At 61.8% G+C, this 24,151-nt stretch carries 23 protein-coding genes; 7 read left to right on the top strand and 16 right to left on the bottom strand.

What is annotated here, in order from left to right:
* The first annotated feature begins 5 nt into the window (after nucleotides 1-5).
* From RAS12_RS05930 to RAS12_RS05920, 3 genes are all read left to right on the top strand, one after another.
* Nucleotides 6-506 (top strand): TRAP transporter small permease, encoded by a 501-nt coding sequence (locus tag RAS12_RS05930; protein ID WP_306946083.1) that lies wholly within the window; start codon nucleotides 6-8, stop codon nucleotides 504-506.
* Entirely contained in the window at nucleotides 499-1,800 is a 1,302-nt protein-coding gene (locus tag RAS12_RS05925) for a TRAP transporter large permease (RefSeq protein ID WP_306946081.1), read from the top strand. The genes RAS12_RS05930 and RAS12_RS05925 overlap by 8 nt, the downstream gene beginning before the upstream one ends.
* 334 nt (nucleotides 1,801-2,134) lie before the next feature.
* Entirely contained in the window at nucleotides 2,135-3,205 is a 1,071-nt protein-coding gene (locus tag RAS12_RS05920; RefSeq protein WP_306946079.1) for a porin, read from the top strand.
* Nucleotides 3,206-3,364: 159 nt separating this feature from the next.
* On the opposite strand, the gene RAS12_RS05915 is transcribed toward RAS12_RS05920, so the two are convergent.
* The 13 genes from RAS12_RS05915 to RAS12_RS05855 all read right to left on the bottom strand — a co-directional run bounded on the left by RAS12_RS05915 (nucleotide 3,365) and on the right by RAS12_RS05855 (nucleotide 16,723).
* Nucleotides 3,365-4,072, bottom strand: coding sequence for an ABC transporter ATP-binding protein (locus RAS12_RS05915; protein ID WP_306951322.1), 708 nt, complete (start codon nucleotides 4,070-4,072; stop codon nucleotides 3,365-3,367).
* 4 nt (nucleotides 4,073-4,076) lie between these two features.
* A complete protein-coding gene (locus RAS12_RS05910; RefSeq protein WP_306946077.1) occupies nucleotides 4,077-4,799 on the bottom strand; it encodes an ABC transporter ATP-binding protein in 723 nt (240 codons plus the stop codon).
* Entirely contained in the window at nucleotides 4,780-5,766 is a 987-nt protein-coding gene (locus RAS12_RS05905; RefSeq protein WP_306946075.1) for a branched-chain amino acid ABC transporter permease, read from the bottom strand. Before RAS12_RS05905 ends, RAS12_RS05910 begins: the two co-directional genes overlap by 20 nt.
* Before the next feature lies 1 nt (nucleotide 5,767).
* A complete protein-coding gene (locus RAS12_RS05900; RefSeq protein ID WP_306946073.1) occupies nucleotides 5,768-6,619 on the bottom strand; it encodes a branched-chain amino acid ABC transporter permease in 852 nt (283 codons plus the stop codon).
* A gap of 49 nt (nucleotides 6,620-6,668) precedes the next feature.
* Entirely contained in the window at nucleotides 6,669-7,919 is a 1,251-nt protein-coding gene (locus tag RAS12_RS05895) for an ABC transporter substrate-binding protein (RefSeq protein ID WP_306946070.1), read from the bottom strand.
* Nucleotides 7,920-8,198: 279 nt separating this feature from the next.
* Nucleotides 8,199-9,005 (bottom strand): putative hydro-lyase, encoded by an 807-nt coding sequence (locus tag RAS12_RS05890; protein ID WP_306946068.1) that lies wholly within the window; start codon nucleotides 9,003-9,005, stop codon nucleotides 8,199-8,201.
* A gap of 101 nt (nucleotides 9,006-9,106) precedes the next feature.
* Nucleotides 9,107-10,018 (bottom strand): LysR family transcriptional regulator, encoded by a 912-nt coding sequence (locus RAS12_RS05885; protein WP_306946066.1) that lies wholly within the window; start codon nucleotides 10,016-10,018, stop codon nucleotides 9,107-9,109.
* A 101-nt stretch (nucleotides 10,019-10,119) separates the two neighbouring features.
* Nucleotides 10,120-11,469 carry an amidase gene (locus tag RAS12_RS05880; RefSeq protein ID WP_306946064.1) on the bottom strand — a complete coding sequence of 450 codons (1,350 nt, stop codon included), beginning with the start codon at nucleotides 11,467-11,469 and terminating at the stop codon, nucleotides 10,120-10,122.
* A 91-nt stretch (nucleotides 11,470-11,560) separates the two neighbouring features.
* Nucleotides 11,561-12,244, bottom strand: a complete 684-nt coding sequence (locus tag RAS12_RS05875) for a DUF2848 domain-containing protein (protein ID WP_306946063.1) — start codon at nucleotides 12,242-12,244, stop codon at nucleotides 11,561-11,563.
* Between the two features lie 67 nt (nucleotides 12,245-12,311).
* Nucleotides 12,312-13,595: a TRAP transporter large permease gene (locus RAS12_RS05870; RefSeq protein WP_306946061.1), complete on the bottom strand. Its 1,284-nt coding sequence runs from the start codon at nucleotides 13,593-13,595 to the stop codon at nucleotides 12,312-12,314.
* Entirely contained in the window at nucleotides 13,592-14,212 is a 621-nt protein-coding gene (locus RAS12_RS05865; protein ID WP_306946059.1) for a TRAP transporter small permease subunit, read from the bottom strand. The genes RAS12_RS05870 and RAS12_RS05865 overlap by 4 nt, the downstream gene beginning before the upstream one ends.
* Nucleotides 14,213-14,304: 92 nt before the next feature.
* Nucleotides 14,305-15,354 (bottom strand): TRAP transporter substrate-binding protein, encoded by a 1,050-nt coding sequence (locus RAS12_RS05860; RefSeq protein ID WP_306946057.1) that lies wholly within the window; start codon nucleotides 15,352-15,354, stop codon nucleotides 14,305-14,307.
* Between the two features lie 463 nt (nucleotides 15,355-15,817).
* On the bottom strand, nucleotides 15,818-16,723 hold the full coding sequence (locus tag RAS12_RS05855; protein ID WP_306946055.1) for a LysR family transcriptional regulator: 906 nt from the start codon (nucleotides 16,721-16,723) through the stop codon (nucleotides 15,818-15,820).
* Between the two features lie 68 nt (nucleotides 16,724-16,791).
* On the opposite strand from RAS12_RS05855, the gene RAS12_RS05850 reads away from it, so the two are divergent.
* A complete protein-coding gene (locus RAS12_RS05850) occupies nucleotides 16,792-17,748 on the top strand; it encodes a DMT family transporter (RefSeq protein ID WP_306946054.1) in 957 nt (318 codons plus the stop codon).
* 127 nt (nucleotides 17,749-17,875) lie between these two features.
* A complete protein-coding gene (gene fabV / locus RAS12_RS05845; protein WP_306946052.1) occupies nucleotides 17,876-19,090 on the top strand; it encodes an enoyl-ACP reductase FabV in 1,215 nt (404 codons plus the stop codon).
* Nucleotides 19,091-19,125: 35 nt separating this feature from the next.
* Here the strand turns inward: fabV and RAS12_RS05840 are convergent, their stop codons facing one another.
* The 3 genes from RAS12_RS05840 to RAS12_RS05830 form a co-directional block, all read right to left on the bottom strand.
* Nucleotides 19,126-19,431: a hypothetical protein gene (locus RAS12_RS05840; RefSeq protein ID WP_306946050.1), complete on the bottom strand. Its 306-nt coding sequence runs from the start codon at nucleotides 19,429-19,431 to the stop codon at nucleotides 19,126-19,128.
* Nucleotides 19,432-19,530: 99 nt separating this feature from the next.
* The gene (gene serB, locus RAS12_RS05835; protein ID WP_306946048.1) at nucleotides 19,531-20,244 is read right to left on the bottom strand and encodes a phosphoserine phosphatase SerB; all 714 of its coding nucleotides are present in this window, start codon (nucleotides 20,242-20,244) and stop codon (nucleotides 19,531-19,533) included.
* 12 nt (nucleotides 20,245-20,256) lie between these two features.
* Nucleotides 20,257-21,165, bottom strand: a complete 909-nt coding sequence (locus tag RAS12_RS05830) for a LysR substrate-binding domain-containing protein (RefSeq protein WP_306951321.1) — start codon at nucleotides 21,163-21,165, stop codon at nucleotides 20,257-20,259.
* A 243-nt stretch (nucleotides 21,166-21,408) separates the two neighbouring features.
* Here RAS12_RS05830 and RAS12_RS05825 point away from each other — a divergent pair, with 243 nt between their 5' ends.
* Together RAS12_RS05825 and RAS12_RS05820 are read left to right on the top strand one after the other, a co-directional pair.
* Nucleotides 21,409-22,485, top strand: a complete 1,077-nt coding sequence (locus RAS12_RS05825) for an ABC transporter ATP-binding protein (protein WP_306946046.1) — start codon at nucleotides 21,409-21,411, stop codon at nucleotides 22,483-22,485.
* Nucleotides 22,486-22,498: 13 nt separating this feature from the next.
* The gene (locus RAS12_RS05820) at nucleotides 22,499-24,145 is read left to right on the top strand and encodes an ABC transporter permease (RefSeq protein WP_306946044.1); all 1,647 of its coding nucleotides are present in this window, start codon (nucleotides 22,499-22,501) and stop codon (nucleotides 24,143-24,145) included.
* Nucleotides 24,146-24,151 lie beyond the last annotated feature (6 nt).

Genomic DNA, 24,151 nt, shown 5'->3' with positions numbered 1-24,151 from the left:
TCGCCATGCGCCGCTTTCTAGATAGTCTTTACGGCGCGGCCGGCCTGCTGGCCGGCTTGTGCACGATAGGCGTGCTGGTGTCGGTGCTGGCGGCAATCATTGCCCGCCAGCTTGGCCTGAACATACCCGGCACCGATGCGTACGCCGGGTATTTCATGGCCGCCGCCGGATTCCTGGCTCTGGCCAGCACATTCAAGCACGGCGAGCACATCCGTGTAACGCTGCTGCTGAACTCGCTGGCGCCTGCCGGCAGCCGGCGCCTGGACATATTTGCGCTGGGGGTCGGCTGCCTGCTGGCCGCCAACTTCGCATTCTTCAGCGTCAAGCTGACCTATGACTCTTGGGTGTTCAACGACATTTCCACGTCCAACGACGCCACGCCGCTCTGGATTCCGCAGATCAGCATGGCGGTGGGCACGGTGCTGTTCCTGATTGCGCTCCTGGACGAACTGGTCCGGCGCTCACGCGGCCTGGCCGCCGCTACTTCGCAGCAAACCCATGAATGAACTTCTCGTCGTTACCTTATTGGTCGTCTCGATCTTCGTCCTGCTGGGCTGCGGGGTCTGGGTCGGCCTGACGCTGGCGGGCACGGCCTGGATCGGCATGGAAATTTTCTCCAGCCGCCCGGCGGGCGACGCGATGGCCGTCACGATCTGGGGCGCATCGTCCAGCTGGACCTTGACGGCCCTGCCGCTCTTTCTGTGGATGGGAGAAATCCTGTTCCGCACCCGCTTGTCCGAAGACCTGTTCAAAGGGCTTGCGCCTTGGCTGAACCGGCTGCCCGGACGCCTGCTGCACACCAACGTCATAGGCTGCGCGATTTTCGCGGCCGTGTCGGGGTCGTCGGCGGCTACCTGCGCCACGGTTGGCAAGATGACCATTCCCGAGCTGACCCGCCGCGGCTACCCCGAGGAAAAAATCCTGGGCACGCTGTCTGGCGCGGGCACCTTGGGTCTGCTGATACCGCCGTCGATCATCATGATCGTCTACGGGGTGGCTGCGGACGTCTCGATCGCCAAATTGTTCATCGCAGGCATCGTACCGGGCATCCTTCTGGCACTGCTGTTCAGCGGCTACATCGCCTGGTGGGCGATCCGCAATCCGGGCCAGGTGCCCGCTGCCGATCCCGGCCTGACGTTCATGGAAAAGCTGTCGCGGTCGCGCCACCTGATCCCTGTGATGCTGCTGATCGGCGCAGTGCTCGGTTCGATCTACACCGGCATCGCCACGGCCACGGAAGCGGCTGCGGTGGGCGTGGTAGGCGCGCTGATCCTGTCGGCGCTGCAAGGCTCGTTGAACCTGTCCACCTTCAAGCAATCGCTGCTGGGCGCGACCCGGCTGTATTGCATGATTGCATTGATCCTGGCGGGCGCGCAGTTCCTGACGCTTGCCATGGGTTATATCGGCCTGCCCCGCGCATTGGCCGAGTGGATCGGCGGATTGGGCTTGTCGCAGTTCTGGCTGATCATGGCGCTGATGGTGTTCTTCATCATCTTGGGCTGCTTTTTGGATGGCATTTCGATCGTCGTGCTGACGATGGGCGTGCTGCTGCCAACCGTGCAAGCGGCGGGTATCGACCTGATCTGGTTCGGTATTTTCATCGTATTCGTGGTGGAAATGGCACAGATCACTCCCCCGGTAGGCTTCAATCTGTTCGTGCTGTCAGGCATGAGCGGACGCGAATTGCCTTATATCGCAAAGGCGTCGCTGCCGATGTTCTTCTTGATGATTCTGGCCGTGCTGCTGCTGTACGCCATCCCTGGAATCGCCACCTGGCTACCGTTGCACATGACCCTGTAGCGCGACGGCAAGCATGCAAAACCCCGCTCTTTGAGCGGGGTTTTTTTTGAACAATCCCTTCCATTGTTCCAAAGTTCGGCAGCTTTTGAATTCTGTGAATCAGGGAAAACGCCAAAAGTTATTGAGCCCTACGCACGCCGTAACTTTTTTAGAATCCACAGGCGCCTGCTTATTGCACCAACATGGCGCATCCGCATCTTTTGAGGCCAACGCTCCGGAACCGCGCTTATCCAAAGCTCGGTGCTGCGGCCTCAGCGTCAGACGATCCGCCAGACGCAATAAACCGGGCCATGAGCCCGGAGCATTCGAAAAACAGATACAGGAGGAGTCCCAAGTGAAACGTATTACCTTATCGCTCGCCATTGCAGGCCTGGGTCTGGCTGCTGGCACCGCTTCCGCTGAAACCAGCGTCACGCTGTACGGCATCGCCGACGTCAGCATCCGTTATTTGAGCACCAGCGCGGGCAGCGTTGGTCAGGATGGCAGCCGCGTGTCGATGGAAAACGGCGCTATTTCCAACAGCCGCTGGGGTATGCGCGGCTCGGAAGATCTGGGCAACGGCAACCGTGCCTTCTTCCGTTTGGAAAACAACTTCAATCTGCAAAACGGCAGAAGCGGCGATCCTTCCAAGACGTTCGGCCGTATGGCCTACATAGGACTGGATGGCGGCCAGATCGGTCAACTGACCTTGGGTCTGCAAAACACGCCGATGTTCGACATGCTGGCCGATCACTTCGACCCGCTGACCGTCGGTAACTACGACCAGAACGCCTGGTTGCCCGCCGCCATGTCGCGCGTGCGCACCAACAATATGACCAAGTACTCCAACACGATTGGCGACTTGTCCATGGCGCTGTCGTGGGCCAACGGCGAAAGCTGGGAAGACCACAAGGCCGGCCAGCAATACGGCGCCAGCCTGCGCTACATGGTCGGCAAGCTCGGTCTGGGCGCGGCCTACCAGCAAACGTATGACGGCGCCAATTCCGATCTGCGCCAGCGCGTCTGGAACTTGAACGCGTCCTATCAGTTTGACGGCGCCAAGGTGTTTGCCGGCTACTTCAACGGCCGCGACGAAACCGGCTGGGTCAATGCTGTCATGGGCGGCACGACCACTGCCAGCCTGGACCGCAAGGACAACGGCTACTTCGTCGGCGCGACCTGGCAGGCCACGCCGCGCTGGGCAATTACCGGCGCTGGCTACTACGACCAAAGCAAGAACGTGGTCGAAGATGGTGACAAGGGCAAGCGTTACGCACTGGTTGCGGTCGCCGAGTACTCGCTGTCCAAGCGTTCGCAGCTCTACGGCACCGTGGACTGGAACAAGGTCAGCAGTGCAGCCAGCGGCGAAATCGCAGGCAAAAATCACCAGCTCGGCGCAGCTGTGGGCTTCCGCCACATCTTCTAAGATCTGTTCGCTTCAAGGCCAGCCCCCGGCCGCATGAATAAGCCCATCGTTTTCGCGATGGGCTTATTCTTTTTTGGGGCGTAGATGCCCAATCTGCTTGACGGGTTACGCGCGTCGGATGCCGGCGTTCTTCTCTGGACTCCTACGCGCTGCACCCGTCTACATGCCCAGATAGGCTTTCCGGACCTCGTCGGATGCGGCGAGTTCGGCGGCGTCGCCGGAAAGTGCTATGCGCGCGCTTTGCATGACGTAGGCGCGTGACGCGATCTCGAGTGCCTGGGCCATGTTCTGCTCGACCAGCAATACCGACAAACCGCCTTCGCGGTTTAACGCCGCCAGCGCGTCAAATACCTGCTCCACCAGCAACGGCGACAAACCCAGACTGGGTTCATCGATCAGAAGCAGGCGCGGACCGCTCATCAAGGCCCGGCCGATGGCCAGCATCTGCCGCTCCCCGCCCGACATCGTGCCCGCCAACTGCTCGCGCCGTTCCTTCAAGCGGGGAAACAGCGTGTAGACGCGTTCCAGCCGTTCGCGATAGACGCGCTCGTCGCGCACCGTGTACGCGCCCAAGCGCAGGTTCTGTTCAACCGGCTGACGCGCAAACACGCGCGCGCCTTCCGGAATCATCGAAATACCTTGCGTCACAAGCTTGTCGGGCGGCGTTCCGGTAATGTCGCGCCCTTCAAAAACCACGCGGCCTTCCTTGGGTTTGACGGAGCCAATAATGGCCAGCAAGGTGCTGGACTTGCCTGCGCCATTGGCGCCCAGCAATGCCGCAATCTCGCCCTTGCGCACTTCCAGCGATACGCCGCGCACCGCCTGCACGCCCCCATAAGAGACGCTCAGGTTTTCTACTTTCAGCATCACATCAGGCACGATGCTTTCTCCCCAGATAGGCTTCGATCACGGCCGGGTTGCGCACGATATCTTGCGGAGCCCCCTCGGCGATCATCTGGCCAAAATTCAGCACCAGCACCCGTTGCGCCAGACGCATCACGACTTCCAGCACGTGTTCAACGATGATGAGCGTCACGCCTGCGGTATGAATGCCCCGAAGGATCTCGGCCAGCGCGATGGCTTCGGCGGGGTTTAAACCGCCCGCAACCTCGTCCAGCAGCAGCATGCGCGGTTCAGTCGCCAGCGCACGCGCCAGCTCCACCCGCTTCTGCCCTGCCACATTCAGGTCGGCCGCTTTCACGTTGGCACGATCCGACAGACCGACCAGATCTAGCACTCGCGCCGACTCGCGCCGGGCATCGGGCAGCCGGGGATGCCGCAGCAGCGCGCCGACCATGGCGTTTTCAAGCACCGTCATCTGGCCGAAGCTGCGCGGGATCTGATAGGTGCGCACCAGCCCCATCGCGGCGACCTGCTCCGGACGGCGACCGATCATCGATTGACCGTCGAACATCACCGTGCCCGAGGTGGGCTCATGATGGCCGACCAGGCCATTGAACAAGGTGCTCTTGCCCGCCCCGTTGGGGCCAATGATGGCAACGATCTCACCGGCGTTGACTGACAGGGAAATATCTTTGTTTGCTACCAAGCCGCCAAAGCGCTTGGTCAGATTGTTAACGTCCAGAAGAGCCACGGCGCCTCCTTAAAGTCACCAGCCCGCCTGGCAAGAACATCGTGACCAGCAGAATCGCCAGGCCAAAAATCAGCAAATCCAGGCCCAGGCCCGAACTCCCCCACAGCACGCGTGTGCCTTCCGACAAGGGCAGCAATACCGCCGCGCCCAGCCAAGGTCCGATCAAGGTGCCCACGCCGCCCAGAATGGTGACCAGCACCACCTGCACCGACATGGTCAGGCTGAACATGGATTCCGGATCGATGAAGCCCACATACATGGCGAAGAAGCCGCCCCACACGCCCGTCATCCCTGCCGACATCACAAAGGCCAGCATCTTGTAGCGATCCGCCGGAACGCCCAGGCTGCGCGCTGCCGCCTCGTCGCCGTTGATGGCCCGCCAGTAAAAGCCAGTCTTGGAATGCACCAGGAAAAACGTCGCGCAAAACGTCAGGAACGCCAGACCCACTGCGATCAGGTAATACGGCACTTTGCTGCGGAACAGCAGCATCCACGCCGCGTCGCCGATAGGCGCTTCCAGCCCGACCGCGCCGCCCGCCCATTGCCAGTTGATCAACAGCAGCAGGCCGATCTGCAAGAGCGCAATCGTAGCCATCGCAAAGTAATGGCCCGACAAACGCAGCGTCGGTCCGCCCACCAGCCAAGCCAGCGCCGCACTGATCACCCCGCCCAGCGGAATGCCCAGCAAAGGCGTGAGCTTCAAATGGTGCAGCAGCAGCAAGGTGGTATAGCCGCCCACTCCGACGAATACGCTGTGTCCGAAAGAAATACGGCCCAAGAAGCCGCCAACCAGATTCCAGCACGCGCCCAGCGCGCCGAACATGATGGCCAGCAACAGCACTTGCAAGGTGAAGGAGTCGGTCACGACCAGCGGCACCAGCGCCATCACCACTGTGGCGGCAAGCGCCGCGAGGATCGGCCACTTGGGCACGCCCGAAGAGCTTGTATCGATTTTCTGTGTCGTCATCTCACCACCGCCCGAACAGGCCGCGCGGCCGATACCAGAGAACCAGAATGAACAGGATGAACACGCTGACGGTCTTCAGCGCCGGCGCGACGAAATACCCCGTCATGGCCTCGATGATGCCGATCAGAATGCCCGCGATAAAGGCACCGGGCAAAGAGCCAAAGCCGCCCATGCAGACCGCTACGAAGGCCAACAGGCCGAACACCGTGCCCACGGACGGAAACACATAGAAGAACGTCGTGAGCAAAGCGCCAGCCAGACCCACGGCTGCACTGCCCAACATCCAGACCTGGGCGTTGACGCGGTCGGGCGAAATACCCACCAGTGCCGCCACCTGCCGGTCCTCGGCCACCGCTTGCAGCGCGTGGCCCCAACGCGTGCGGTATACCAGCACGAAGAGCGCAACGACGACCACCAGCGCGATCAGACCGGTCACGACCTGGGGCCGGCCCAACGAAATACCCGCCACCGTGACGCTGCCGGACACCAAGGTGTCAGGCAGGCTGCGGTAGTCGGGGCTGAAGGCAATGAAGGCCAGCTGGCGCAGTACCAGACCCAGGCCGAAGGTGGCCAGGATCACCGCCATGGGCGGCCCTTTCTGCAAGCGCCGGATAATAAGCGCATAGGTCAGAAAGCCGACAAAGGCGAGCACAATGGCCACCAGTGGCGCCGACAGTGTGGGGTCGATATGACCCAGGGTATAGAGCCAATAGGCGGCATACATACCCAACATCAGGAATTCGCCGTGGGCGAAATTGATGACGTCGGTAATGCCCCAGATCAGCGCCAGCCCCACCGCCACCGCGGCATAGATCAGGCCGTTGAACAGGCCTGCCGAGAGAGCTTCAAACATGGAGTGCTCCTGTGGCGGACCCCCGCGGCCCGCCACGTCAGAGAGAGATTTACTTCCAGGCGAACGGCAGCGTGGGCAGGCTCTTGTCCGTACGGTACTTCTCGGGCCAGACGGTCTGGTAGGACGACCCCTTCAGTTCCAGAATCAGGCCGGAACCCTTGGTGTTCTGGCCCTTGGCATCGAACTGCACGCCCGCCCAGGGCATCGCGACTTGCGCTTCGCCCAGGTCGGTTGCGGCCAGCGCCTTGCGGATCGCCTCGGGATCGGTCGAGCCAGCACGGTTGATGGCATCGGCCAGCACCAGCACGCCTTGCATCGAACGCGCGTTGTTGCCATTCAGGTCTTTGCCCGTCTTGGCCTTGTACATGTCGTTGATTTTCTTCAGGCCAGCCTTGGCGGCGGCAACGTCATTGCCCCACACGTCGCGCGTCAGCACGCCCTGCACTTGCGGGCCCACTTCCTGCACAAAGCGCGAATCGATGAACCCGGCGTCGTTGGCCAGCAGCACCGGCGGCGCGTACTTGCTTTCGCGCATGGTGCGGACAAACAGCATGGCGTCAGACGTGTAGCTGGCAAAGATCGCCACATCGGCCTTGGCTGCGGCCAGTTTCTGCACTTCTGCCGTCACCGAAGCCGAACCCGCGCTATAGGCGATGTTGGCCACGACTTCGCGCTTGTATTGCTTGGCGAATTTTTCAACGGCCTTGTAGGTGTTCACGCCGAAGTCGGTGTTTTCATACACCACGGCGATCTTGGTCGTCGGGACCGCCTTGATGCCGTCCAGGAACTGCATCATGTTTTCGACGAAAGTGTCGTCGTTGGGCGACGTGCGGAAGAACCACTTGTAGCCGCGCTCGGTCAGATCCGGGCTGCTGGATTCGCCGTTCAGGTAAGGAATGCCACGCTGTTCAGCAATACGGCTGGCCGTCTTCGTCACGGCAGATTGATAGGCGCCGGTGAGTGCCACCACTTTTTCCTGATCGATCAGGCGCTGCGCGTCAGCCAGGCCCACTTCGGGCTTGCCCTGCGAATCGCCAAACACGACTTCGATCTTGGCGCCGCCCAATTTGGGCAGCCCGCTGCCGGCGGCAAGCGGAATCCCTTCAAGCTCGGGATGCGGATTGTTGATGATGTCGACGGCCAATTCCACGGCCGCCTTGATTTCAGCGCCGGTGGACGCCAAGGCGCCCGACAGCGGATAGATCGCGCCGATACGCACGGTCTTTTCCTGCGCTTGCGCAGGCACCGCAGTCAACAGCGCCAGACTCGCGGCGACACCCGCAATGAGCTTCATCTTCATTACTAGACTCCTGGATTAATCCAACTTGGTAAGCAATGCATGGGACATCACGCCCCCCACGGAGCGTGCAGGCCTGCGGCAACCGGACGCCCTCCGGCGAGCCGGGAGGCACCAGGTCCTGAACTGTTGTCGCCTTTTCCCCTTGTCCTTTAATGGATCGTTTTGGTGGCACAACTGATACTGCTACTGCTGTAGGTAAACCGTCTTTCTTCTAACCGCTGAACACTGACAAATTACTTAAAATGGGGTCAAACCCCGGGTCTATCCCGAGGCAATCAGTCAAAGAATCGCCATGCGGCTGTTGATCAGATCGGTAACGAGCATATGACCTGGCGCATGCGTGATGCAGAATTCAGGGCGCACCGCCGCCACCACCGATTGCGGCGTGACTCCGCAAGCCCAGAACACCGGCAACTCGCCTGCGCGAATCTCAACCGGATCACCATAATCCGGCCGGTTGATGTCGGCAATCCCGATCAACGCGGGGTCCCCAATGTGCACGGGCGCCCCGTGCACCGACGGAAAACGCGATGTGACCTGAATGGCGCGGATGGCATCGGCCGCTTTCAAGGGGCGCATGGACACCACTAGCGGACCGCCGAAGACACCGGCTGCATTCGTCGGCACGTTGGTGCGATACATCGGAACATTGCAACCTTGTTCGATGTGGCGCACGGGCAAGCCGTTATCCAGCATGGCCTCTTCAAACGAGAACGAGCAACCGATCAGGAACGACACCAGATCGTCGCGCCAGATGTCGCGCACGTCAGTGGGCTCCGCCACCAGTTCGCCGTTCTTCCAGACGCGGTAACGGGGAATGTCGCTGCGGATATCAATGTCATGCCCCAATTCCGGCAGCGCGGGGTCACCCGGCTCGGACATGGCAAGCAACGGGCAAGGCTTGGGATTGCGCTGGCAGAAATGCAGAAAGTCCGCCGCCAGTGCGCGCGGCAGAATCGCCAGATTGGCTTGCACGTGGCCAGGGGCCAGATTCGCGGTGGGACCGGTCAACTTGCCGCTGCGGGCGTCCAGCCGCGCTTGCCGGGCCAGCGCCACACTGCTGCGAACTGCAAAATCCGATGCCATGCGTATTCCCCTGATGCCGTTGTTGGTATGGAGACATTGCACCGGAACTCTGCGCGGGCGTCTAATCACATGTTGCGATAGACCCCTATCAATATTCCTTATCAGGGTTTTGCCGGATGGCGCAGTGCCTCTTCACGCGCAATTTGCTGCGCGGCTTCGGCCACGACTCGCGGAATCTGACTATCCGGGCCCTGCATCCAGCAGGCGGTGTAGTGCAGCGGCGGCAAAGCGGGCGCCTTGACCTCCAGGATACGCAGCTCTCCGCGTTCCAGCTCCTTGTGCAAGATGACTGGCGCGATGACCGCGGTGCCTATGCCGTCCTGCGCCATCCGCACAATCACGCTTAACGCCGAACTGCCATACATGCGGGGCGACTCCACGCCCGCCTGTAGCAGCAGCTGGCGCACCGCGCGGTGCGGGTCGGTGGTGGACGAATAGGTAATGACGGGCCACTCGGCCAGCCGTTTCAGGCTGATCGGCTGCCGGCCGACTTTCAGCTTGGGGCTGGCGACCCAGCTAAGCGGGTAGTTGCACAGATACAGGTTTTCTACCCGGGGTTCTTCCATCGGGCCCAGCAAAAACGCCAGATCAATCTGGCGTGAAGCCAGCTGCGACTTCAGCATGGTGGTCGTGTCTACCTGGATCTCGACCATCAACGCCGGATAGGCGTCATGCAGATATTCCATCAACGTCGGCAACCAGGTGTGGACGATGGTCTCGGACACGCCCAAGCGCAGCGTACCGCTCATCACGCTTTGCGCGGCGGCGGCTTCTTGCATGTCGCGCCGCAATTGCAACATGCGTTCGGCATGCGACAACAGTTCTCGGCCCTTGCCGGTCAGCTTGATACCGCGCGCGTCACGATCAAACAGACGCACGCCCAGGTCTGATTCCAACGAGGCGATACGTTGAGAAATGGCGGGTTGGGTGGCATTCAGCTTTTCTGCGGCCGCGCGGAATCCGCCCAAGGTGGCCACCCAGAAAAACGTCTCGATATTGCGTAAATCGATCATCGCACCGTCATCCAGCGTGTCTAGCCGTCAATCTTAGCGGCAGGCAGAGGCGCACGCGCATTCACACGCGTGCGCGCCCTGCCCGCCCGCCCGCTGCCGGATCAACGGCCGGCGAGCAGCGCCTCGACCGCCAGACCCACCGCCAGAATGCGGCGGTCGGCTCCGTTGCTGCCGGAGATCATCAGGCCCACCGGCGCCGAACCCTTTGCGTGGCACGGCAAGGACAGCGCGCAGCCATCCAAAAAGTTGATCAGCGTCGGGTTGCGCAGGATCAGGCCGTTTGCCGCGTAATAGGCTTCGTCGGAAGCCGACAGGTCAGCCACGGACGGCGCCACGATGGGCGTTGTCGGCATGATCAGGGCGTCGTAACCGGCAATACGGTGATCCACGGCTGCGACCCAGGCTTCACGCGCATCCAGCAGGTCAAGGTAGTCGGCCGCGCTCATATCTTGGCCGCGCATGATGCGCGACACCACGCGCGGGTCGTAGCGTTTGCCGGCGCGGGCGATCAGGCCGCGATGCCAGGCCCACGCTTCTGCGGCAGTAAAGCCGCCCTTGCTGTTGATGGCGCCCAATTCCGCGAATTCCGGAATGGCGATTTCGTCCACCAGCGCGCCAGCAGCCTTCAGGCTGGCCACGGCGGCAGCGAAGCTGTCGGCCACGTGCTTTTCCATGGCGTCCAGCACCAGTGTGGACGGAATCGCCAGACGCAGGCCGCGTACAGGCAAGGCTTCCGGCACCGGGCCGCCGTCGCCCGACAGAATGGCGTCCAGTTCCGCGCAGCAGCGGACGCTGGCGGCGATGGGGCCAATGGAATCCAGGTTGGCCGACAGCGGCAGCACGCCCGTCATGGACACGCGCCAGGCGCTGGGCTTGAAGCCCGTCAGGCCGCACAACGCAGCCGGAATGCGCACCGAGCCGCCGGTATCCGAACCGATGCCGGCCACTGCCATGCCATCAGCCACCGACACGGCGGCCCCCGAGGACGAACCGCCAGGAATACGGCCCGTGGCGCGATCGTACGGGTTCAGCGGCGTGCCGTAATGCGGGTTGATGCCCAGGCCCGAGTATGCGAATTCGGTCATATTGGTGCGGCCGATGATCACGGCGCCCGCCGCGATCAGGCGTTGCACGACTTCTGCATTTTCCTCGGCGGCGGGTTCGCCTTCACGGGCCACCGAACCCGCCATCGTGGTCTCGCCTTCGATGTCGAACAAGTCTTTGATGCTGATTGGCAAGCCATCCACCACCGAGCGGGTGATGCCGGCAGCGCGCAGCGTGTCGGATGCGCGCGCCTGAGCCAGCGCCGATTCGGCGTACAGCCTGGTGAACACGCGGGCGCCCTCGCCCGCCTGGTCCTGGGCGCGCGCCAGGGCCGCCTCGGTCAGTTCTACAGAGCTCACGCGGCCCTCGCGCAGCGCCAAGCTCAGATCATTCAGGGTCGAAGCCATAATTGTCCTAATGCCGCCTTGCGGCGTAAAAGTGCAGACAGGCGCGCCCGCAATGGACGCGCCTGATGATCAATGCCAGTCCGGAGCGGAATCAGGCCACCACGGGCAGCGCTTCGACATCATAGCGGTGACGCAGGCTGCGTTGGCGGCGCGGATCATGCAATTCCATCGTGAAGGTGGCTGCCGGGCGGATACCGCCTATGGCGCCCACGGTGCCGCAGGTCATCCCGGCGCCTTGCGGCAGCACGGCGTCACCGCCCGTATAGCCGGCAATTAGGTCCTGCGGCGTACGCAGCGTGGCCAATGTGCCTTCTTGATACAGCACTTCCTCGCCGTTCTCAACGATATAAGAGCGGATGACCAATTCGTCCCAATAATCGGCCACGTCGGCCAGGCGCCAGGCGGTTTGGGCCACGGGTTTCACGCAAACCTGCTTGGACATCGCGACACTGACCGTTTCCAGCTTGCGGTCGGTATGGTCGGACGCAATGCTGACGTACATCTCGCCGTCGATGGCGAACACGAACGTTTCGACTTCGCCAGAAGACTCCTCACCCACGGCTTGCACGCGGGCGGCCTGGGTCAATTGATTGTCGGCAATGCGGTAGTACAGCGGCACGCTGGTCGGGCGCGGCACGCCAATGGCGGCCAGCTCTTCGATGTGGTGCTCGATGGCGGCGATGTCGCGGCCGGCCCAGCCGGCAACGATCAATGTCTGAATGTCGACTTCCACCTGGCGCGGATGGTCGTCGTCGATCTTGAATACAGCTTTCATATCAGTCCTGCTCAGTGAGGTGGTACATGGCGCGGCGTCACGCCGCGCCGGATTCAAAATCAGGGGATCAGCTAAAGACCCTTGGCAGCCACAACGCCAGATCCGGCCAGAACGCAAGCAAGGCCAACATCACGAACATGGCGCCGACGAACGGCAGACTGCCAACGATGACCGCGCCCATGGAGCCGCTCTTGCGCAGGCTTTGCACCACAAACAGGTTCAAGCCCACGGGCGGTGTGATCAGCGCCGTCTCAACCAGGACAATGATTACGATGCCCAGCCAGATGGGATCGAAACCCAGCGCAATCATGATCGGCGCGACGATGGGAATGGTCGTGATCATCATGGACAGCGTTTCCATGAAGCAGCCCAGCACCAGATAGAAGACGATCACGATCAGCAGCATCCAGCCGGGAGACACGCCAAGCCCTGTAATCGAGCGCGTCAGGGCATCCGTCAAACCGGTCGCGGACAGCACAAAGTTCAGGAAGCTGGCGGCAATGACGATCAGCATGATCATGGCCGTGGACCGCATGGTGCCTTCCATGGCTTCACGCAGCATCGACCACGACAAGCGCCGGAACCACGCGGCCAGCATCAGCGCCCCCAGCACTCCAAGCGCGGCGGCTTCTGTCGGCGTTGCCAGCCCGGCATAGATCGAACCCACAACCAGCATGAAGATGCCCATTGGCGGGGCAAGGTGCACCAGGCTGCGTATCCGCTCGCCCCAGCTGGCGTGAATCTTCTTGCCGCCCCAGGCGGGCTTGGCCACGCAAGCGATCACCACGGTCAGCATGAACAGCGACGCCATGACCAGCCCCGGGATGATGCCGGCCAGATACAGCTTGGGCACTGACGAGTTCGTCAGCACGCCATAGATGACGAGGTTGATCGACGGAGGAATGAGAATACCGAGCGTTCCGCCGGCCGCGAGACTGCCCAAGAACAGCGGTTCGTTGTAGCCGTACTTGCGGATCTGAGGAATCGCGACAGTACCCACTGTGGCCGCCGTCGCCACGCTGGACCCCGAGGTTGCCGAGAACAAGGTGGATGCGCCGATATTGGCGTGCATCAGCCCGCCGGGCAGCCACGACAGCCACAGGCTCATCGCGCCGTACATACGCTCGGCAAAGCCTGCGCGCAGCAGGATTTCGCCCAGCATGATGAACAGCGGAATCGCCACCAGCAGGAACTCGTTATTTGCGGACCACGACAATTCGCCGATGGCGCGCGACAGCGGCAACATTGAAAACAGCGGGTCCAGCGTCAGGCCCAACACGCCCAGCGCCGCACCGACGGGAATGGACATGCCGATCAGCACCAGCAACAAAATCAAAGCGGTGGCAATCATGCGGCTTCTCCCTTTACCATGCGTTCGCCTGCAGCGACCTCTTCGTCAGCCTCTTCCTGCGCCGAACGCACGCCGCAGATCTGCTTGACCAGTTCAAGATCACCCGTCACCAGCGCGGCGGAAGCGCGCGCCAGCATCAGGGCCACCGTGATGCACATCCAGACCAGGCCCAACATCCACAGCCCCTGCGGAATCCACAGCGGGGTTGCCAGCGGCGTGTTGGCGGCGGATTTTTGCGCCCAGGATGTCTGCACGACTTCGTAGGCGTAATACGTCAGAAACACCATGAAAACAGCCAGAGCCACCATGGAGATCCAGTCCAGCACGGCTGACACACGCACCGGCAGGTATTGGTAGACCACATCCACACGCACGTTCGCGCGTTGCAGCGTGGCGAAAGCCAGCGCCCAGGAGGTGCTGATGGCAAAGGCGTAGCTGGACAATTCGTCAGCGCCGCCTGTAGTGAAGCCCAGGAATTTGCGGGCCAGCACGTCGAAGGAAATCAGCAGAACGCTGGCAACCGTCAATGCGCCGCCAGCCCACACGGCCACGCGCGAGAAGCTCTCGGCGCGCCGCAACAGGCCGCCCAGCAGGCGGAAACGTTCGGTTTGGGTCATGAATGAAACCTTTGCGGGCAAGCGCCCGCGATGACTCCGCAGCGGCGCGCAGCCCAGCCGGGCGGCGCGCCGCTGCGCTTAATGACTAACGATTACTTGCTTGCGGTCACGCCCAGCGTCTTGCCGATCGTGGCGTTGAAGTCCTTCACGCACTGTGCCGAGCAACGTGCGGCCCACTTCGGCAGCACGGCTTCCTGCGTCACCTTCTTCAGCAAGGCATGATCGGCTTCCGAAGGCTGCACCAGCAGCATCTTGCCCTTGACCGGGAAGGGGCAAGCGGCAGCGCCGGTATTGCAGTCATAACCTTCTTGCGTCTGACGAGCCGCTGCGTCCCAGATGTTGTCGACCAGGGACTTCACGCTGGCTTGCAGGAACGTGCGGACCGCAGGGTCCAGCTTGTCCCACGCTTTCTGGTTCACGGCATGGATCTGTTGATTCCAATTGATCGGCAGCGCGACCAGGTGCGTCGACACTTCGTACCACTTGGCCGAGTAGCCGGACAGCGAACCTGTAATTGCGCAATCAACCACCTTGTTCTGCAACGCGGGCACCACTTCGCCAAACGCCATGGTGACGCTGGTGCCGCCCAGGGCCTCAACGAATTCTGCCGTCGTGCGGCTGCTGGTACGAACTTTCTTGCCCTTCAAGTCAGCCAGGCCCTTGATCTCGGCATTGCAGAAAAGCACCTGCGCGGGATAGGTGGAAATGCCCAACAGCTTGACGTTGTTGCCTTCGCCGTACAGCTTGGCGTAGACGGGTTCGAACGCATTGGTCACGGCGCGAGCAGTTTGCACGTCGGGCGCAAGACCGGCCAGATCAATGGCTTCATTGATGGGGTTGTCGCTGGCGAAGTACGACAGGGTCGCGGTACCGAATTCGATCACGCCTTGCGACATCAATCGCAGCAACTCGGGCCCCTTCAAGCCCATTTCATTGAAGCCTTTGACATCCGCCGTGACCTGGCCTTTGGACAGTTCAGGAATGGTCTTAGTCCAGAATGGTTTTTCGTAGTCGTTATAGGCGGTCAGGTTGCTCAGGCCCCCGACAACTTTCAGGTGGGTCTTGGGCAGGTCTTGCGCGTGCACAGCGCCAGCCGAAAGACTGGCGGCAAGCGCCGCGGCGAAAACAAAAGACTTCTTCATGGACAAAACTCCTGGCTTGCGGGATGGTCTGCCGCGCGCGGGTTCCCGTTGTCCCAACGATGCGCGCGGGTAAGAATCAAGAACGTGTAGCAGCGAAAACGGGGGTATTGGCCGCGAGTTGCGGCGCATCGGGCCAGGCACTGGCGATGCAGTGCAAGCGGCGCGGCACATGGCGCACCGCCTGCATCCAGAAATGGATCAGGTGGCTTTTCATACTTCCCCCGCGCTGTGTATTCAGGCGCTATTTATTGATGTGCCGCCATTGCACCGGCAGGGGCGCCCAGCGTCCAATCGTATGTTGCGATGTGGGGGTATAAATATTTCTTGGGTCTCGGCGGGGCGCACCCCGTCGCTGCCCGGAAACGCCGCAGCCATGCGGTTCTACGGCATATGTGCAGTCTTGTCCGGCTGGCGGCGGAACGGGTTTTTTCCCGGCGCCTGCATCCACTGCTGGGGAAAACACCTACACAGGAATGCCGTCTCCGGCCTGCCCTGCAACCTTCTGCGCCATCTGTGCAATGACTCTGACGGCATGGCTGTCTGGTCCTTGAACCCAGGTTGCCGTAAAGCTCAACTCAGGCAAGGGCTCGGCTTCTACCTGCAAGATGCGCAGTTCGCCGTTGGCCAACTCCTTGCCCAGGAATACCGGCGCGATCACGCTGGTGCCGATAGCATCCTGCGTCATTCGCACCACCATCGACATGGACGCGCTGCCGTACATGCGCGGGGACGTCACGCCAGCCCGGGTCAGCATGTCGCGCACCACGCGGTAAGGCGCGCTGTTGGACGGGTAGGTAATGATTGGCAGCTTGCCTATGGTGTCCAACGTCAGGGGCTCCGGCCCAAGCTCCAGCGTCGGGCTGGCAACCCAGGCCAGCGGATACGTGCACAGCGGCAGATTTTCCACGCGCGCTTCCAGCACCGGCCCCATCAGAAAGGCCAGATCAATCTGGCGTGACATCAGGTGCGAACGCAGCACATGCGTGGTGTCGACCTCAATTTCCAGCACCAGGGCGGGATAGGTCGTGTGGATCAATTCGATCAGTGTTGGCAGCCAGGTCTGCACGATGGTCTCGGCCACCCCGATGCGAACTGTCCCCGTCATGACGTTCTGCTCACGTGCGGCCTCAAACATGTCGCGCCGCACTTGCAGCATGCGTTCGGCGTGTGACAGCAGCTCGTGGCCTTTTGCCGTCAGTTTGACGCCGCGAGCATCGCGCTCGAAGAGCTTGACGCCCAGATCAGCCTCGAGCGAGGCGATGCGCTGCGACACCGCTGGCTGTGTCGTGTTGAGTTTTTCCGACGCGGCGCGAAAGCTGCCCAGCGTGGAAACCCAGAAAAAAGTTTCAATATTGCGTAGTTCTATCATTGGCCTGTTCCCCCGGCGCGATGAGCGTATCATGGCAGCCGCCTATTGCCCCTTTAAGGATTGCGCCCATGTCCCCGGCCGATAACGGTCGCCAGCCCTCCGCCGCCGCCGCGCGCGGCCCGCTCGTCGGGATATTGCTGCTGGTGCTGTCGATGTGGACGCTGTCCTGTCTGGATGCCAGTGGCAAATGGGTCATGAATGCAGGCGTGCCCCTGCTGGTGCTGTCCTGGTTCCGCTATGCCGTACACCTTGTGCTGGTACTGGCCCTGGTGCTGCCGGCGCGTGGCGTGCGCGTGCTGCGCAGCAACCGTCCGCGCGAACAGCTGATTCGCGGCGGCTCGATGTTCCTGGCTACGCTGATGTTCTTTACGACACTCAGCTACATCCCGCAGGCCGAGGCCACAGCCATTAATTTCCTGGCGCCTTTGCTGGTGCTGTCCCTGGCGCCCTGGGTTCTGAAAGAACCGGCCCGCATGTCGCGCTTTGTGGCCGCAGGTATTGCCTTCATCGGCGTGATCATTGTGATCCGCCCCGGTGGCGGATTGCATCCGGTGGGCACAATATTTGGTTTGCTGACGGCGTGTTGCTTTGCCGCCCAGTTCATTGCCACGCGCCGCGTCGCAGGCGACGACCCGTTCACCACGCTGATCTGGAGCGGCGCGGTGGGCACCGCCTGCCTGACACTGACCCTGCCCTTCATTTTGCCGCCCGCCTTGCCCGTGCTGCAATCGCTGTCGGCATTCGATTGGTTCTTGCTGATTTCTACCGGTATCACTGGCGGCGTCGGCCATTTGTTCCAGATCGCAGCCTACCGGCGCGCCCCAGCCTCCACCCTGGCGCCGTTCATCTATTTGCAGATCATCAGCGCGACATCGGTCGGCTGGCTGGTCTGGGGCCATTTTCCCGATCCGTGGACGTGGCTGGGCATCGCTATCATCTGCGCAAGCGGTATCGGCATTGGACTGATTGAATGGCGCCGCAGCATGGCCAATAGCGCCGCGCTGTCCAAAGTCTCTGCCGGCTGAACCGGCAGCGGCGGCCATAGAGGCGCGCCCCGGCCGCCTCCCGTACAATGCTCGTCGCTTTTTGCGCTTTCGCGCAGGGTCACCCGGCATCCGGCAGTTCCCAGGCATTTCCCACTACGAGGTCTTCATGATCATCAAGCCCCGTGTGCGCGGCTTTATCTGCGTCACCACCCATCCCGTCGGCTGTGCGGCCAACGTCAAGAACCAGATCGACTACGTCAAGGCGCAAGGCCCGATAGCCGGCGGCGCAGATGGAAATGCCACGGCCAATCCCAAACGGGTGCTGGTACTGGGCGCGTCGACCGGATACGGGCTGGCCGCGCGCATCACGGCGGCTTTCGGCTGTGGCGCGCAGACGCTGGGCGTCTTCTTCGAACGCCCCGCCGACGCCGCCAAGGCCGGCACGCCCGGCTGGTATAACACCGCCGCGTTCCACCAGGCTGCCGAGGCCGAAGGCCTGTACGCCAAGAGCATCAATGGCGACGCCTTCTCCGACGAGATCAAGCAAAAAACCATTGCCGCGATCAAAGAAGAAATGGGTCAGGTTGACCAGGTCATCTATAGCCTGGCCGCGCCGCGCCGTACGCACCCGAAGACTGGCCAGGTATTTAACTCCACGCTCAAACCGATTGGACAGGCTGTCAACTTGCGCGGTCTGGACACCGACCGTGAAGTCGTCAAGGAATCGGTGCTGGAACCGGCCACGCAAGCCGAAATCGACGCCACCGTCGCCGTGATGGGCGGCGAAGACTGGCAAATGTGGATTGATGCGCTGCTTGAAGCCGGTGTGCTGGCCGAAGGCGCCACGACCACTGCCTTTACCTACCTGGGCGAAAAAATCACCCACGATATCTATTGGAATGGCTCGATTGGCGCCGCCAAGAAGGATCTGGACGAGAAGGTGCTGGATATCCGCGCCAAGCTGGCGGCACGCGGCGGCGATGCCCGCGTGTCCGTGCTGAAGGCCGTGGTCACCCAAGCCAGCTCGGCCATCCCGATGATGCCGCTGTACTTGTCGCTGCTGTTCAAGGTAATGAAGGCGGAAGGCACGCACGAAGGCTGCATCGAACAGGTCTACGGCTTATACCGCGACAGCCTGTGCAGCCAGACACCCATCCTGGACGCTGACGGACGCCTGCGCGCCGACTACAAAGAGCTTGCCCCGCAGGTGCAGGCTCAGGTGCAGGCCTTGTGGAGCCAGGTGACCAGCGACAACATCTATCAGCTGACCGATTTCACGGGCTACAAGCAGGACTTCCTGCGGCTGTTCGGATTCGAGATCGAAGGCGTGAACTATGACGCCGATGTCGACCCGGCAGTTGAAATCCGCGGCCTGATCTGACAAGCGCTGCGGGCATGCCCGCAGCGCTTGCCGCGTCAAAGATATTCAACCATCACGACATGGCGTTTCGGGCCAGGAGCGGCGCCTTCACTTGTTGGCACCCTGATCTCGGTCGTGGTGACCTTGACCAGACCCAACGCCTGCGCAGCGGTACGGCTGGCGGTTGATCCACACACCACGTTTGGCCGGGATTGCGGTGCCACGCTAGCGCCTGACACCTGGCAATCCGCCGCCTCTACGATCGCGCCGGTAAATCGGATCGTGCCGCCAGCAGCGTTGGCCGCCAAGGGGGCAAGCAAGGACAACGCCAACACGCCAATCGTCGTAGTACGAATAGTCATGATGTTTCCTATTTAGTACATTTCGTACTAATCAGACTACTCGCATAGATTTTTAGGATCAATCCTATTTGAATCTGAAAACGTCGTTTAATCAGGGCTTTAAATCAGGATCAGCTCCAATACCCTTTCCAGCCCGCCTTCGTTGATTTCGATATTCACTTCCTGCCGCACCGCCGGTTTGGCGTGATAACCCACCGACACCCCCGCAGCGCGCATCATCGGCAAGTCATTGGCGCCATCGCCCACTGCGATGGCCCGCTCAAGTCCCACACCCAGGCCCGCGCACACTTCAGCCAACTTGCGGCGCTTTTCTTCGCCATCGCAGATATCGCCCCACGCTTGCGGCACCAAGCGGCCGGTCAGACGGCCTTCTTGAATTTCCAACACGTTGGCGCGCACGTCGTCCAAACCCAGACGCACTCGCAGTTTGTCGGTAAAGCACGTGAATCCGCCCGTCACAAGCAGGCAGGTCAGCCCAGCCGCCTTGCACGCCGCGATCAGGGCTTCCGCGCCGGGGTTGATACGAACCCGTTGGTCGTAGACCTCGTCCAGAAAGGCTTCAGGCATGCCGGCCAGCAGCGCCACGCGCGCACGGAGGCTTTGCTTGTAGTCCACGATTTCACCGCGCATGGCGGCCTCGGTCAGTGCGGCCACTTCTGCCTTTTTCCCCATCAGATCCGCCATTTCGTCCAGCGTCTCGATCGAGATCAGCGTGGAATCCATGTCGAATGCAATGACCTTGAAATCAGATAAGCGTAGCGGAGGCGCAATACCGCGCCATTGCAGACCGGGGAGCGATGAAGGATGTAGCATGGGAATCCTTGTTTAATCGGGTGCAGGCAGGCCACGCTGCTGCGCGCACAGCCACGTAATGAACACTTGGGCCGACGCAGCGGCGTGACCGTCCTGCCGATACAGCGCGTGAATACCGGCGTTGGGTAGCTGCGGTTGCGTAAACAACGGACGCAGCCGGTCGGCGCGGATGTCGTCTTCAAGCAGGCACCAGGGCGCAAGCGCAATACCCAGGTCATTCATGGCCGCCTGCATGCACAGGAACTGATGATCGAACACCGGCCCCGGCAATTGCGGCGGCACGTCCACCTTGGCCAGCGCGAACCAGCGCGGCCAGTGATCCATGCCGCCCGAGATTTTCAATAGCGGATGGCCCAGGCAATCCGCCGGAGCCGTCAAGCGGTTGCGTTCGATAAAGCGCGGGGATGCCACCGGCACATGGAAATCGTCCAGACAATGCACGCACGCCAGATCGGAATGGGCCATGAAGCCATGGCGTATCAGTACGTCGCTGCCGGGGTCTCCGCCCCGGTCCAGGAAGGGACGCGCCTGCGTGCTCAGTTGCACATCAATGCCGGGATGCTGGGCTTGAAACGTGGATAGCCGCGGAATCAGCCACTTCATGGTCAGCGATGGCGTGGCACACACGCGCAGCACCCCGCCATAGGCCGGTGATTTCAGTTTGGCGGTGGCTGCTGCTATCCGCTCCAGGCTGGCCTGCACTTCGGGAAAATAAGCCTGGGCGCAAGGCAGCAGCGCAACGCCGCGCGCCTCGCGGGCGAATAGCGGCTGCCCCACATACTCTTCAAGAATGCGGATCTGCTGGCTGACCGCGCTGTGCGTGATGCTGAGTTCGTCAGCCGCCGCCGTGAAGCTGCGCAGACGCGCGGCGGCCTCAAACACCCGCAACGCTTTCAGCGGCGGCAGGGTCTGCCCCGCCATCTCAGCGGACGCCCATCCGGGCGCCATCCAGGCGCAAGACGGTGCTGCTCTTTCCCACGTTTACCCTTGTTATCTATTTATTGTCGGCGCCGCCTGATCCGGCCGCTACCCTATCCAGCCGCATTCTAGGGGATAGCGGCCGCGCCGACCTCTTAGAAAATCTAACGCCATGCCTTAAAAAACACTGCTGGTCGGAAATAGGTGCCGTTCCTAAGATGCGCACAATCCCAAGCAGGAATTCATATGGCATCGATTACGGTAGACGGCATCGTCAAAACCTTCGGCGGACAGCAGGTGCTGCGCAACCTGTCGCTGCACATCCCCGACGGCGCGTTTTACACGCTCTTGGGCCCTAGCGGCTGTGGCAAAACCACCTTGCTGCGCTGCATTGCAGGCTTTTACGCGCCTGACGGCGGCCGGCTGCTGTTCGATCAGGACGACGTCACCCATGTATCTGCGCACCGCCGCGATATCGGCATGGTGTTCCAGGACTACGCGCTGTTCCCTGACAAAACGGCCTTTGACAATGTCGCCTACGGATTGCGGGCGCGCGGCGTGGCCCGCGCCGAAATCACCCGGCGCGCAAACGAAGCGTTAGACAAAGTGGGGCTGCTGCCCCTGGCCGACCGCTACCCCGCGCAGATGAGCGGCGGGCAGCGCCAGCGCGTGGCCTTGGCGCGTGCGCTGGTGATCCGCCCGCGGGTGCTGCTGATGGATGAACCCCTGTCCAACCTGGACGCCAAGATGCGCCTGCAAATGCGCGACGTCATCCTGGATCTGGTGCGCGAAGCCGGCATCACTACCGTCTTCGTCACCCATGATCAAGAAGAGGCGCTGGCGATGTCGGACCGCATCGCCATCATGGACCACGGCAATATTGCCCAGCTGGGCACGCCGGAAGAACTCTATGGCACGCCGGTCAACGCGTATGTGGCGGACTTCATCGGGTCCGCCAACGTGATCCCCGTGCCCGCGCAAACAGGAATTGCCGGCGCGCCAGACGGCCACGTCCGCTATGAGCTGTGCGGCCTGGGATTTGACGGCATGCAAGGCAGCGCAAAACTGGATGCCAGCGGTGTGCTCATCGCGCGCCCCGAGGAGCTGGCGCTGATGGCGCCGACGCCCTACGTGCCGAACACGCTGCCGGGCAAAGTGCTGCGCCGTCAATATCTGGGTTTTAAGACGGCCTATCGCATTGCCTTGGATAACGGCTCCGAGATCCGTGTTGAGCTGCATGCGGGCAATATGGTCGCGCAGTTCCAGCCGGGCGAAGCCGTGCAGGTACTGATTCCCGCCGACAGCCGCGTCGTCAACGCCTGAGGACACGCACGCCATGAAAATCAAATGGTGGCCCTGGGGCATCCTGACCGCGATCAGTCTGGTCCTGCTGTTGTTCTTTGTGCTGTATCCGCTGGGGGTGCTGTTCAGCAACAGCATTACAGGCCAGGATGGCGGCTTTTCCATGGAAGGCTTCAAGGCCTTGCTGGCCGACTCGCAGTATCTGGAGGCCTTCGGCAATACGTTGATTCTGGGTCTGGCCGTTACCACCTGCACCGTGCTGGTGGGCGTGCCGTTCGCCTACATGGTGGCGCGCTATGATTTTCCGTTGAAGAACCTGGTGGCCATCCTGCCGGTGCTGACGATCGTGATCCCCGAGATCATCGTTGGGCAGTCCTGGCTTTTGATACTGGGCAACAACGGCCTTCTGACGAATCTGTTGGGTGACGCGGGCATTTCACTGCCGTCCTTTTACGGCTGGACGGGCATGGTGTTTTCCATGACGCTCGTCTACTACACCTACATTTATCTGGGCGTGCTGGCGGCGCTGCGCGGCTTTGACGGCCAACTGGAAGAAGCCGGTCTGAGCCTGGGCACCCCGCCCCTCATGACCAAGCTGCGTGTGCTGGTGCCTGTACTGCTGCCTGCCGTACTGGTCAACGCGCTCGTGGTGTTCACGCTGGTCGTCGGCAACTTTGCGCTGGCAATGCTGCTGGGCAGCCGCGTGCCGCTGTTGTCCGTCATGACTTACAACACCTTTGTCAGCGAAATGGGCGGCAGCCCCACCTTGCAAAGCGCCATGTCGGTAGTGTCGATTGCCATCGTCGCCATCGTGCTGTTCTTTCAGAAGCGCGTGGTCGAACGCAAGGTTTACACGATGACCCAAGGCCGCGCGCCGGCCGCCGTGCGCGTGCGGTCCTGGACTGCCGTGCTGTACACCAGCGGCGTCGGCCTGGTGATTCTGGTGTCCATGCTGCCGCTGATTATCGTGTTCATCGCGGCCTTCACCAAGACCAGCGGGCCCGTCATGCAATGGGGCCAATGGTCGTTGGCCAGCATGCAGCGCGCGCTGCACGGCGCGCCCGAGCCCATCCTGAATTCACTGAAGTTCGCGTCGCTGGCGACCGTGCTGGGTGTGGCGTTCGCGGTGCTGGTGAGTTATCTGACGATCAAGAAGCGCAGCGCGTTCACCCAGGTGCTGGACTACATCGTGGTACTGCCGCTGACCATTTCCGGCACGGTGCTGGGCATTGCGCTGGTGCAGACCTTCAACACCGGCTGGCTGGTGCTGGCGGGCACGTCCGGAATCATGGTGCTGTGCTACACGGTACGGCGCCTGCCCTTCGCCGTGCGCAACGCGTCGTCGGTACTTTTCAACATCCCGGACTCCATTGAAGAAGCCTCGATCAGCCTGGGCGTATCGCCGCTGATGACCTTTTTCAAAGTGATCCTGCCTGCCATGAAGGCGTCGATCATTTCGGCAGCCATCCTGATGTGGCTGACGACAATTTCCGAACTGTCCGCCTCTATCGTGGCCTATAGCGGCGGCCTGGAAACCATGCCCATCGCCATCTTCCGCCAGGTGGACGGTGGCAGGCTCGGTATGGCGTCCGCCTACGGCGCGGCGCTGGTCACGGTGATCGTGTTGCCCATCATCGTGTCGGTCAAGGCCTTCCGCATCAAACTGTTTTCCGGCAAATAACCCCTC

It is taken from the genome of Achromobacter seleniivolatilans, assembly GCF_030864005.1.
GTDB lineage: Bacteria > Pseudomonadota > Gammaproteobacteria > Burkholderiales > Burkholderiaceae_B > Achromobacter > Achromobacter seleniivolatilans.
This window is presented reverse-complemented; position numbering and strand designations above follow the sequence as displayed.